12 protein-coding genes are annotated in these 12238 nt (G+C 68.7%); 8 read left to right on the forward strand and 4 right to left on the reverse strand.

The window, feature by feature from the left end:
* Positions 1-251 (forward strand): transposase (locus J1C47_RS24235; protein WP_425354576.1); only part of this gene is annotated, 251 nt, incomplete at its 5' end.
* 207 nt (positions 252-458) lie between these two features.
* Here the strand turns inward: J1C47_RS24235 and J1C47_RS18210 are convergent.
* The 4 genes from J1C47_RS18210 to J1C47_RS18225 all read right to left on the reverse strand — a co-directional run bounded on the left by J1C47_RS18210 (position 459) and on the right by J1C47_RS18225 (position 3467).
* Positions 459-1142: a fumarylacetoacetate hydrolase family protein gene (locus J1C47_RS18210; protein WP_207352218.1), complete on the reverse strand. Its 684-nt coding sequence runs from the start codon at positions 1140-1142 to the stop codon at positions 459-461.
* Between the two features lie 197 nt (positions 1143-1339).
* On the reverse strand, positions 1340-2197 hold the full coding sequence (locus tag J1C47_RS18215; RefSeq protein ID WP_207352219.1) for a DMT family transporter: 858 nt from the start codon (positions 2195-2197) through the stop codon (positions 1340-1342).
* A gap of 95 nt (positions 2198-2292) precedes the next feature.
* Positions 2293-3039: a PspA/IM30 family protein gene (locus J1C47_RS18220; RefSeq protein ID WP_207352220.1), complete on the reverse strand. Its 747-nt coding sequence runs from the start codon at positions 3037-3039 to the stop codon at positions 2293-2295.
* The gene (locus J1C47_RS18225; RefSeq protein WP_207352221.1) at positions 3036-3467 is read right to left on the reverse strand and encodes a DUF2170 family protein; all 432 of its coding nucleotides are present in this window, start codon (positions 3465-3467) and stop codon (positions 3036-3038) included. Before J1C47_RS18225 ends, J1C47_RS18220 begins: the two co-directional genes overlap by 4 nt.
* A 150-nt stretch (positions 3468-3617) precedes the next feature.
* Between J1C47_RS18225 and J1C47_RS18230 the strand changes: the two genes are divergently transcribed.
* The 7 genes from J1C47_RS18230 to J1C47_RS18260 all read left to right on the forward strand — a co-directional run bounded on the left by J1C47_RS18230 (position 3618) and on the right by J1C47_RS18260 (position 12114).
* The gene (locus tag J1C47_RS18230) at positions 3618-4676 is read left to right on the forward strand and encodes an ion channel (protein WP_342592011.1); all 1059 of its coding nucleotides are present in this window, start codon (positions 3618-3620) and stop codon (positions 4674-4676) included.
* On the forward strand, positions 4673-5335 hold the full coding sequence (locus J1C47_RS18235) for a DUF2491 family protein (RefSeq protein ID WP_207352222.1): 663 nt from the start codon (positions 4673-4675) through the stop codon (positions 5333-5335). The genes J1C47_RS18230 and J1C47_RS18235 overlap by 4 nt, the downstream gene beginning before the upstream one ends.
* 152 nt (positions 5336-5487) lie before the next feature.
* On the forward strand, positions 5488-5889 hold the full coding sequence (locus J1C47_RS18240; protein WP_207352223.1) for a DUF350 domain-containing protein: 402 nt from the start codon (positions 5488-5490) through the stop codon (positions 5887-5889).
* A 10-nt stretch (positions 5890-5899) separates the two neighbouring features.
* Positions 5900-6487 (forward strand): DUF1190 domain-containing protein, encoded by a 588-nt coding sequence (locus tag J1C47_RS18245; protein ID WP_207352224.1) that lies wholly within the window; start codon positions 5900-5902, stop codon positions 6485-6487.
* Positions 6488-6556: 69 nt separating this feature from the next.
* Positions 6557-7714, forward strand: coding sequence for a glutathionylspermidine synthase family protein (locus tag J1C47_RS18250; RefSeq protein ID WP_207352225.1), 1158 nt, complete (start codon positions 6557-6559; stop codon positions 7712-7714).
* A gap of 437 nt (positions 7715-8151) precedes the next feature.
* Positions 8152-10992, forward strand: coding sequence for an SEL1-like repeat protein (locus J1C47_RS18255; RefSeq protein ID WP_207352226.1), 2841 nt, complete (start codon positions 8152-8154; stop codon positions 10990-10992).
* Between the two features lie 141 nt (positions 10993-11133).
* Entirely contained in the window at positions 11134-12114 is a 981-nt protein-coding gene (locus J1C47_RS18260) for an alpha/beta hydrolase (protein ID WP_207352227.1), read from the forward strand.
* Positions 12115-12238 lie beyond the last annotated feature (124 nt).

Here is a 12238-nt window from a genome sequence, read left to right on the forward strand (position 1 = left end):
GCTATCACAAGTCGCACGACCTGAACGTTCCCGGCAACATCACCATCGTCGAACTGCCGCCATACGCCCCCGAACTCAACCCGGTCGAGAACGTCTGGCAGTATCTGCGCCAGAACAAACTCGCCATCACCGTCTTCGACGACTATGCCCACATCGTCGACGTCTGCTGCGATGCATGGACATTCTTCGCACGAGACCCGCCAACCGTCGCATCAATCACCCGACGATCATGGGCACAGGTCAAGGGTTAGGACGGTTGGTATCACATGCCCCGGTTCGCGTGGTGCAACCCACGCCGCCTCCGCCCAGAATGCGTCAGCGAGATCGGGACCTTCAGGCGCGTTGGGCTCATGATGGAGTTCCCCCGCCTCCATCATTGCCTCGATCTCGTCGAGCGTTGCTCGTCTGGTATCGGGCCCGCTCATGTCGGCCTCCTGTTAAGACGCGGTGGGTGACAATTACACCACCCGCACCTCCAACCGCCCGACCCCCGCGATCTCACCGACCAGGCGGTCGCCGCGATGCACCGCGCCGACGCCGGCCGGCGTGCCGGTCATGATCAGGTCGCCCGGCGCGAGTTCGAACAGGCCGGACAGGTGGGCGATGACCTCGCCGGTCTTCCAGATCATCTGCGCGAGGTCGCCGCTCTGCCGCATCTCGCCGTTCACCGACAGCGTGATGGCTCCGGCGGACGGATGGCCGATGGCCGATGCCGGCACGATCTCGGTGATCGGCGCGGATTTCTCGAAGGCCTTGGCGATCTCCCAGGGCCGGCCGAGCTTCTTTGCGCCCGCCTGCAGGTCGCGCCGCGTCATGTCGAGCCCGACGGCATAGCCGAAGACGTGGTCGAGGGCGGCTTCGGCGGCGATGTCTGTGCCGCCCTTCGCCAGCGCGACGACGAGTTCGATCTCGTGGTGGACGTCCTCGGTCGCCGACGGGTAGGGGAACTCGCCGGTGAGAACCAGATTGTCGGGATTCTTCTGGAAGAAGAACGGCGGTTCCTTGTCCGGATCGTGCCCCATCTCGACGGCGTGGTCGGCGTAGTTCCGCCCGACGCAATAGATCCGCCGCACGGGAAACGCGTCGCTGGTGCCGCGGATCGGCAGCGTCGGGATCCAGGCGGGAGGGAAGGCATAGGCCATGAACGTCGTCCTCTTCGGCAGCCGTGGCGGCGGGATCTGCCCTGCGGCCGCGATCGTCCGCGATCCGACGGCTGCATTGTGACCGAGCCCGCGCTCCGTGCGGCCTGCCTAGCGCCATAAGATGCCGGCGGCAATCGCCGTGACGGCGCAAGCTCCGTCCCGCCGCCGCTTTCAGTCCCCTCGGAGCGGCTTTCGCCTCAGCGGTTCTCGCGCCACCAGATGTAGAGGCCCGAGCCGACGAGGATGAGGGCGCCGACGGCGGTGGTGAGGTGCAGGGGATCGCCGAAGACGACGACGGTCAAAATGCTCGCCGCCAGCACCTGGATGTAGAGGAACGGCGACAGCAGCGAGGCCGGCGCATAGGCAAAGCCGCGCACCAGCAGGAAATGCGCGAGCGAGCCGGTGCAGCCGATCGCCACCATCAGGGCGACCGCCGTCGGGCTCGGCGTCTCCCATGTCGGAAGCGCGATGGCGCTGAGGACCACGGCGCCGGGGGCCGAGGTGTTGAACATGGTCGATGCGGAGTCCTCGCGGCCGGAAAGCCGCCGGGTCAGCAGGAAGTAGCAGGCGTTGAAGACCGCGGCGAGGACGACGAGGAAGAGCCGCGGCTCGATGGAGGCGAGACCCGGCCTGATGATCACCAGCATGCCCGCGAAGCCGGCGGCGACCGCGCCGATCCGGTGGACGCCGATGCGCTCCTTGAGAAAGATCACCGAGAACACGGTGACGAGGATCGGCCCGAAGAAGATCACCGCCGTCGCGTCGGCGAGCGGCACATAGGCGAGTGCGGCATACATCAGCGAGGTCGCCGAGAGCAGGCACAGCCCGCGCAGGATCTGCAGGACGGGATGCGACGTCCTGAGGAAGGCGGTGCCGCGCGTCGCCGAGAGCGCCGTCGCCATGATCGTCGTCTGGAAGACGTAGCGGCCCCACAGCACCTGCACCAGGGGAACCAGCCCGGTGAGCGTCTTGCCGATGGAATCCTGCACCGCGAAGGTGCAGCCGGCCGCCAGCGTGAACAGGATGCCGGCGAGGAGCGTCGAGTAGCGGGGCAAGAGGCGGGTCCTGCAAACGACGGCCCCGGCCGGGGGCCGGGGCCTTGTGTCTCGTCGCTGCGGCCGCCGCGTGCGGCCGGATGCGGAGAGCCGGATCAGGCGTCCTTCGGCCGTTCGAGGCCGAGCGGATCCTTCGGAGCCGAAAGCGACGGGGAGGAGCTCGTGCCCATGATCTGCGCGAGGACGTCGTCGGCCGACTGCGACTGGCCGCCGATGCCGGCCGCCAGCAGCTGCCGGTCGAGATCGGAGCCGGATTCGAGCGCGGCGAGCTCGGCGCCGGCCTCGAGCCGGCCATGCTGCATCTCCTGCTTCTTGCGGATCCGATCGAGCGAATCCATCGCGTTGCCGAGCTTGGAATTGATGCCGGACTGCGAGGTGGCGATCGCCGACTGCGCCTTGATCAGCGACTCGTTGGCCTTCACGTTCTCGACCTCGCGGCGCATCTGCTGGATGCGCTGCTCGGTGTCCTGGACCGCCTTGATCATCTGCTGCTGGCGCAGGCCGAGCTTTTCGAGCTCGGCCTCGTCGCGGCTCGCCTCGGTCCGGGTCTTGGCGATCCGGTCGGCGAGGCCGCGGGCGAGATCCTCGCGGCCCGCCTGCAGGGCCGCGCGGGCGCTGTCGGTGTCCTTCTGTTCCTTGGCGCGGGCCTCGTCGACCCGCCGCTGCAGCGACTTGTTGGAGGCCATGATGCCGGCGAGGTCGGAGCGCGCCCGGCGCAGGGCGTTTTCCGCGTCGCGGATCTCCTGGTCGAGAATGCGCAGCGCCTGGGTGTCGGCGACGGTTTCCGCCGCCTCGTTGACGCCGCCGCGCACCGCGGTGAAAAGCTTGTTCCAGACACTCATGCGCCGAACTCCCCGTTCTTCCAGGACTCGATCATGTTGGCGGCGTCCACCGCATTGGCCGCCAGCACGGCCACTTCCTCGATCATCTCGTCGGCGCTGGACTGCGCCGACAGGGAGCCGAACAGCTCGTAATATTCCTTGCCGCCGATGGTCGTGATGCCGAAGGTCGACAGCGGCACCAGCTTGTGGGTGGAAAGGATCATCCGTTCGAAGGCCTCGCGGCGCGGCACATCGTCCGCGGGCGTCAGGATGACGCTGGCGAGAACCTGGTCGCCGCCGGCGGCGACGAGCACGTCCAGGTCGCCCTTGTCCTTCAGGGTCACGCGGATGACGTCGCCGGTCTCGACCACGGTCACGTCGACGTCGCCCAGCTCTTCCGGATCGGAAGCGAAGAGCTCGGTCAGGCTGGCAAGATTCCACTTTTCCACTGGGTTTCCCTCGGTTGCCAAGGTTCGCGTCGCGGTTCTACATCACCGCATGGGGCCTGTCCAAACGGTTTTGCCCCCGTCCCGGGTCAATGTTGACCTTAGGGAATAAATCGCCGCATAAACGCCGAAACCGCTCGTCCGGGAAGCTCTGTGCCACTGTTCTCGCGCTATCTTCGCCGCTTCTACGTCGCTCTCGCCGAGCTGACATGGGGAGCGATTCTGGCGCTCGCAATGGCCCATCTCCTGGCGAGCTGGCTGTTCATGGCGCTCGCCGGCGAGGCCGACTTCGTGTCGCGGCCGATCGATTTCGTCTATTACTACATCGTCACCGCCACGACGGTCGGCTACGGCGACCTGTCTCCGGCGAGTTCGGCGGGGCGCCTGGTCGCCGCCTTCTTCGTCCTGCCGGGCGCCATCGCGATCTTCACCGCCGTCCTCGGCAAGCTCCTCTCGGCGGTCGGCAACATCTGGAAGGGCCGCATGAAAGGTCTCGGCAATTTTCACGATCGTAGCGGGCACGACGTCGTCATCGGCTGGCACGAAGGCACGACCCGCCGGCTGCTCGAGCTCATCGTCGCCGAGCGGCCGGACGGCGAGGCCCCGACGATCCTCGTCGCCAAGGATCTCGAGCAGAACCCGATGCCGGAGAAGATCGACTACGTCAGGGTGGAGCGGCTGGCCGATCCGGCGGGGCTCGAGCGGGCAGGGGCGCCGCAGGCCCGCGCGGTCATCGTCCGCGGCGCCAGCGACGACGAGACGCTGGCCGCCGCCCTCGTCGCCTCGACGATCTGCGCCAGTGCCCATGTCGTCGCCTATTTCGACTTCGACACGACGGCATCGATCCTCAACCGGCAGAATCCGCGCATCGAGACGGTGACCTCGCTGTCGTCCGAGCTGATGGTGCGCGCCGCCCGCGATCCCGGCTCTTCCGTCGTCGCCAACCTCCTGCTTTCCGCCGGCAAGCGGGACACGGCCTATTCCGTCAAGGTTCCCGAGGGTCTGCCCGCCTTCGCCTACGAGACGGCGCTCGGCCATCTCAGACGCCGCTACGCCGTGACGCTGGTCGGCATGGCCCGTCACGGAAATGTCGACCTCAACTGCCAGGAATCGATCGAAATCCAATCCGGCGACGTGCTTTACTACATCGCCGACCACAGGCTCGATCCCGGCCGCATCGTCTGGGACGCCTTCGCCAGGGAGAGCGCATGATCTTCTCGTTGTTCGGGGGCAGGGACAAGGCCGCAGACCTTCCGGCAGAGCGCGGGCCCCTCGGCGTCGCCATCGGCGGCGCGATCGACATCGACACGCTCGCCCTCGAGGCCGACGTCGCCGGCGCGGCGCCGGGCATGGAACTGCCGCGCGGCGGAACCTTCATCGTCGTCGCCTATGGCGAGGCGCGGCTCGACGGCGAGACCGTGCTGTCGCGCTACTACGACGAGGACGACCGGCTGCTGCAGGCCCTGTCGGCGACGGGCAAGCCGGGCGATGCGATCAGCGACATCAGCATCTACGCCTCCTGGGACAGCGTCGTGCCGGCGGGCCGGGCCGAATGGGACCGCTGGGCCGGACGCTCCGGCATCATCGGCCAGCCCACCTACGACGCCGACGGCATCCTCTTCGAGCGATACTGGGGCGAGGGCGACGGCCGCGCCGACCTCGTCGAGTTCGTCGAGGACGTCGACGACGGCGAGGCGGTCCGCTCGATCCACCAGACCTGCATGCTCTACGCCCGCCCGCTCGGCCGGGCGCAGGAGATGCTGCTGATCAACATCGAACGCGACATCGCCGAACGGTCCAGCCGCGAGGGCGGCTCGGTGGAGTTCATGCTCGGCTACGGTCTCTCGCCGGCCGACGTCAGACGCGTGTGAGACGGCCGCGCCGTCCTGGCGGTCCGATGCCGACATTCGGTTCCGTCCCGTGGGGACCGGAATGTCGAATTCAATCCACCGAGGCGGCCGGGTCGCGGGGCAAGAAACCAGGATGCGGGGGCGCTCGCCGCCGCGCGAAAAGAGGGATTTGAATGTTCGGATACGTCGCGGGCCTGCCGGCCTTTCTCGCCTATTTCGTCCTCGGCCTCGTTCTCTACGGGGTCTTCGCCCTCGTCTACACGGCGATCACCCCGCACAAGGAATTCGCCCTCATCCGCGAGGGCAACGTCGCGGCCGTCACCGCCTTTGCCGGAACGATCCTCGGATTTTCCCTGCCGCTCGCTTCGGCGGCGGCGAATTCGGTGTCGATCTTCGATTTCATCATCTGGTCGGTGATTGGCGCGATCGCCCAGCTCCTCGCCTTCTACGTCGCCTCGTCGACGATGAAGGGGCTCGCCGACCGCATCACCCGCGGCGAAATCGCGGCCGGCGTCTGGGGCGCCGCCGTGGCACTTGCGGTCGGCATCCTCAACGCCGCCTGCATGACCTATTGAGGAGGCGGGGATGAAGAGACGCTTCACGAGACGCACCCCGCCGATCCTCACCCTCGGCACCATCGCGGCGACGGGCATGGTGCTCTACGGCTGCGGCGACGACCAGCCGAAGGAGATGGTCTTCTCGACGCCGCAGCAATGCGCCGATGCCGGCGTCGACATGCAGATCTGCGAGGCCGAGTACCAGCAGGCGCTGCAGAAGCATCTCACCGACGCGCCGCACTATGCCAGCCTGCAGGAATGCGAGGCGGCGATGGGCGCCGGCCGCTGCTTCCAGGCCGGCAATCCCGGCAACCAGAACGCCGCCGGCCAGACGAGCGGCTCCGGCACCGGCTTCTTCGTGCCCTTCATGACCGGCTATTTGGTCTCTTCGGCCATTTCGAGCCTGTCGAACTACTCCGCCTATCGCGACTATCGCTACAGTTCCGGCTACGTCTCGACCCCGATCTACACCAACCGCGCCGGCGACACGCTGACCAGCACGGTGGAGGGCGGCAAGTCGGTGAGCCGGCCGGTCAACGTCAACACCCGGACGGTCTCCCGTTCGGGCTTCGGCGGCCGCTCCTCGTCGCGCGGCGGCGGCTTCTTCGGTGGTTGAGGGCCCGGTCCAGCCTTCCGGCCTTTCCGCCGGGGCGTTCCCCGCAGTGTGCTGCGGCCGGGGCCGCCGATGAAACGGATCGCCATCCCCGAGCGCGAGAACTGGCGCGAGGCGGCCGAAGCCGTCGGCTTCGGCTTCCACGAGATGTACGGCGAGCCCTACTGGGTCGACGACGCCGCCTACGCCTTCTCGCTCGCCGAGGTGGAGGAGGCCATCGAGGCGCCCTCCCAGGAACTGCACGACATGTGCATGGACCTCGTCGCCGACGTCGTCCGCGACGAGGAGGCGCTCGAAAAGCTCAAGGTTCCCGACGCGATGCGCGACCTCGTCGCCGCCTCCTGGCGGCGCGGCGACCGGCATCTCTACGGCCGCTTCGATCTCGCCTATGACGGCACCGGGCCGGCCAAGCTCCTCGAATACAACGCCGACACCCCGACCTCGATCTTCGAGGCGGCGTATTTCCAGTACAACTGGCTGACCGACAACGTCGCACGCGGCGTGCTGCCGGAAGATGCCGACCAGTACAACTCGATCCAGGAGGCGCTGGTCGAGGCCCTCGCGACCTTTTCGAAAGAGCCGATCTTCCATTTCGCCGCCTGGACCGAGAGCGACGAGGACCGCGGCACCGCCGCCTATCTGATGGACTGTGCCGTCCAGGCCGGCCACCGCACCAGCCTCCTCGACATTCGCGAGATCGGCGTCGACGCCGACGGCCGCTTCACCGACACCGAGGACCGGGTGATCGACCTCCTGTTCAAGCTCTATCCCTGGGAGGACATGCTGCGCGAACCTTTCGCAAAGCACCTTGCGACGGCGGGGGCGACCATCGTCGAGCCGCCCTGGAAGACGATCCTCTCCAACAAGGGTATCCTGCCGCTGCTCTGGGACCGGCATGCGGGGCATCCGAACCTGCTGCCGGCCTTCTTTGCCGACGAACCCCAGGCCGCGAGCCTCAGGGACGCCGTGAAGAAGCCGCTGTTTTCGCGCGAGGGCGAGAACGTCGAGGTGCTGAAGGACGGCGAGCGGGTCGAGCTCACCGAGGGCTCCTACGGCAGCGAGGGCCATGTCGTGCAGGAACTCACCCGGCTGTTCGAGGCCGGCGGCGCCTATGCCGTCCTCGGGTCGTGGATCGTCGGTGACCGGGCCTGCGGCCTCGGCATGCGCGAGGACCGGTCGCCGATCACCCGCAACCTGTCGCGCTTCGTGCCGCACATCATCCTGGAGTGACGCGCAGCACCTGCCGGATCGCAGGGCCGATGCTCGGGGCGCTTGCCCGGCGGCCGGCTCGCCGCGCGGCCCCCGGTGCCCGTCACGCAGTCGCCGCATGCGCTTGGCTTTTGTGACGTAACGGAAATTTCTTGTCGCGGCTGTCCCGGCGCGGTATCACCTGAGACAGTGCCGTCGCCGCTGCGGCCGGTGACCTTTGCCCGAAGACGGGCGGGTTTCCCGGTCGTCGGCTATTCGGACGGCATTTCGGGTGGCGCCGCAAGAAGCGTCCGCGGAGAGGCAATTCGCTGTGTCTCCGGCCCTGGCCGCATCGGTCGTCGCGACCGAGGCAGCCGGCCCGGCCGGTGTGACGGACCCGTCGCCTTCGATCCGCCGTCTGCGGACAACGAAGGGGGCGGGCAGGGGCATCCCAGCAACGATTCACAGGCCTCGACACGATGACCATCCATACCCGTACCCGCCGACTGGCGCTTCTCGCCGGCGCCGCGTTTCTCGCTTTTGCGGTCCCGGCCAATGCCGACCAGATCGTCGCCCAGGCCGCAGCGGACTGCCGCGACGCCAAGGACCATTTCGAGATCGCCCGGCAGATCAACACGCCCGAGGCCTATCAGGCGCATATCGACGCCTTCGGAACCTGCCCCTATGCGAGTTTCGCGCGGATCCTGAAGGGCCAGCTCACCAAGGATTCCGCCGCCTCCGCGCCGCAGCCTTCGGGCGGAGCCGCCGGCGCGGGCGGTGCCGTACCGCAGGACGGCGGATCGGCCATGCAGGCCGAGCCGCAGCCGCAGCCGCAGCCGACGGACGGCGGCCAGGCCTCGCCGAACGTCGCCGAGGACCCGTTCTCGGGCGCCGGTGCGGGTACCGGGGGAGCCGCCGGCGGGGCGGCCGCGGGCGGCGACGGCGAACCGCGGCCCGTGCCGATCCCGGAACCCGATACCGACATCGCCGCGCCGGCGGGCGGCACCCCCGCCGGCGATGCCGCGACGTCGGGCGATGCGGCCTCCGGCAATGCGCCGGCCGCCGGGCCGCAGGCGCCGACGGGCGACGCCAAGCTCCTCGCCGACACGCTGGTCGACCGGCTGAACGCCCTGGAGGGGCCGCCGAGCGCCAGCGGGCCGCGGGTGCGCTACGATTCCGCCGTGCTCGACCAGGGCGATCTCTTCATCACCAATCTGCGGCTCACCAAGGACGACGGCCAGCCGAACTGGAGCGGCTTCGTCGCGCCCTCCGCCGTCGTCCTCAAGCCGAAGATCGAGCCGGACGGCACCTTCACCGCCAATTCGATCTTCATGACCAAGGCGAGCATCCGGGCGACCGAACAGAACGGCCCGAACGACAGGGTCGCGACGATCTCGTCGATCTCGATCCTCGACCCGCGGCTCGCGGCGGTCGGCGCGGCGCCGGCGAGCGACAGCCTCGGCCCGGTCGACATGCGCGGTCTCGACGTCCGCTCGGTCGTCGGCTTCGCCCCGACCGGCGAGATCCTGAAGATCGCGGCGATCCAGCTGACGACCAACGGCGTGTCGGACGGCCTGCCGCAGTCGGCGACCTTCGCCGTCAAGAACCTCGCCTTCACGCCGGAGCAGATGGCGACGCTCTCCGGCGCGAGCCTTGCCGATTTCGAGGGGCTGGGGCCGGATTTCTTCGACTTCACCTTCACCACCACGATGCGGCGGGACACGGCGGCCCGCAACCTGAAGCTCACCGAGGCGGTCGCGATCGGCAACGAGGGCAGCCTGACGCTGTCGACGGGGCTCGCCAACTTCACCCCCGCCGACATCCGCTCCGTGATCGCCGCGGCCAATCCCGCCGCGCTGCTCGGCGTGAGCGCGACGCTGGAATCGGCCGATCTCGCCTTCGTCAACACCTCCTTCGTCGACAAGATGATCAAGGTCGTCGCGCGCCAGCAGAACATCGACCCGCCGCTGTTCAAGGCGGCGATCCCGACGGCGGCGCGCGACGCCGTCAAGGGCGCCACCGGCAACGATCCGCTCGCCGAGGCGGTGGCCGACGCGCTGCGGCAGTTTCTCGACGATCCCCGCTCGATCCGCCTGTCGGTGAAGCCCGCCCAGCCGGCGCCGATCGTCGGCACGGCATTCCAGATCGCCGGCTCGCCGGATCCCGTCGCCGGCATGGCGATGCTTCAGCCGAGCCTGTCGGTGAACGACGGTCCGCCGGTTCTGCTGCCGCTGGGCGAGCCCGGTGTGCCGGGGGCGTCCGGCGCCGATCTCGGCCCGACCGTTCCGGACGGTGCGCCGAACGACACCCCGCCGGCCGGCGGCGGAACGCCCGACGCCACGGCGACGCCCGTCGATCCGCTGCCGCTGGTCCCGACGCCGGACGGCCAACAGCAGGATGCCCTTTCGGTCCCCGTCCCGGTGCAGCCGGAGACCCCCGGCCGCAATGCGGCGACGGCGGGCGTCATTGCCGACTGCGACCGGCTTGCCGCCGATTCCGACGACCCGACGAAGCCGGCGGACGTCGCCGGGGTGAAGGGGCCGACCGACATCGACGTCAAGCAGGCGCTGCCGGCCTGCGAGGCGGCGCATCGCCTCGCTCCGGACGATGCGCGGATGACCTTCCAGCTCGGGCGGACCTACCAGGCCGCCGGCCGGGACGACGACGCTGCGCGGCTCTACCGCGAGGCTGCGGATGCCGGCCAGCCGGTCGCCCAGTACGAACTCGCGCTCGCCTATTACGACGGCCGCGGCGTCACCGCGGATCCCACCCAGGCCGTCGAGTGGCTGCAGAAGTCCTCCGACGCCGGCAACGGCTTCGCCAAGTATTTTCTCGGCATTGAGAAGGTGAACGGCACCTATCTCGCCCAGGACTATCCCGGCGCCTATGCGCTCTTCCAGGATGCTGTCGCCTTTGGCGTTCCGGAGGCCCTGGTCGAGCTCGGCAAGATGGAATACAGCGGCCAGGGCGTGCCGGAGAACTACGCCAAGGCCTTCGACTACTATCGCCAGGCGGCCCAGAAGGACGTCGCCGGCGGCTACTTCTACGTCGGCTTCATGAATGCCTTCGGCATCGGTGCGGACGGCGCGACGCCGCTCGACGCCGCGACCAACATGATGAAGGGACTGGCCGAGGGCTACGCCGACGCGGAGGAGCTCATCGTCACCAACAGTGCCCAGATCTTCGAGCCGCCGGTCCGCCAGGCGATCCAGGACTATCTGCGCACCGAGGGCTTCTACCAGGGACGCAGCGACGGCGTCTTCGGCCCGGCGACGCTACAGGCGATCAACGCCTGGCGCACCTCGGCCCCCCGAGGCTGAGGTGCGGCCGAGGCGCGGCAGCGCCCCGCCCGGCGTCTGCCGCGCGATGCCGGTCGCGCCGACGGCCGCCCTACCACGACGCCCGTTTGTGCCTAGCTTTCCCGGAGAACCGCAACGTGACCGACAGGCAGGATGACGAGCATGGCAAAGGCGCGACTGGCGATCGATCCGCAGGCATTCGATCCGGAAAGCACCGATCCCGAGCTCGTCAAGCTGGCCGAATGGCTGCGCACTGAACATCGCCAGCGCCCGGACCCCTGGTCGCTGCCGCTCGACAAGGTCCGCCAGGCACGAAAGGAGGGGAAGGGCATCTTCCCCTACGCCCCGCGGGACAAGGCGGCGGAGACCCTGATCCATCTGGGCTCGGCCGGCCGCGAGATCCCGATCCGGATCATCCGTCCCTCTAACGGCGCGACCCGCGGCAGCTTCCTTCACCTCCACGGCGGCGGCTGGGTTTTCGGCGGCGCCGAGGAATCCGATCCGCGGCTGCGCCAGCTGGCGGACGCGACCGGGCTGACGGTCGTGTCGGTCGAATATCGCCTGGCGCCGGAGCATCCGTTTCCGGCGGCGCCGGACGACTGCGTCGACGTCGCCCTGGCGCTCGCCAACGGCCATCTGCCGGCCCCGCGCGGCTATCTCGCCATCGGCGGCGAGTCGGCCGGCGCCCACCTCGCGGTGCTGACGCTGATCCGTCTGCGCGACGACTACAAGCTCCGCCCCTTCGGCGCGGCGCTGCTCGTCGCCGGCTGCTACGACCTTTCTCTGACGCCGAGCGTCCGGGCGGCGGGCGAGGACAGGCTGGTTCTCAACACCGACGACATCAAGGAGTTCGTGCTGCGCTTCGTGCCGGACAGCTACCCGCTGAAGGACCCGCGGGTCTCGCCGCTCTACGCCGACCTCGAAGGCCTGCCGGCGGCGCGCTTCAGCTGCGGCACCCGCGACCTCCTCCTCGACGACACGCTGTTCATGGCGATGCGCTGGTTCGCCGCGGGCAATCCGGTCGAACTGCATCTGACCAATGGCGGCGTCCATGTCTTCGAGGCCTTCGGCGGCGAAGCCGGAAGGAAATCGCTGGAAGGCATGGAGGCTTATCTTCGCGAGCGGATCGATTTTCCGGCCTGAGCGCGCGCCGCGCGGCGGCAAAGCTTGCGGTTTCCTTGCGGCGGTGGCGATAGAAGGTGCCTTTCCGGTTGCCGGCCAAGCAACTTCCAGGCCGGCGAACGGCCCTTATGAAGCCTTGCGAATC

The organism is Jiella sonneratiae, assembly GCF_017353515.1.
GTDB lineage: Bacteria > Pseudomonadota > Alphaproteobacteria > Rhizobiales > Rhizobiaceae > Jiella > Jiella sonneratiae.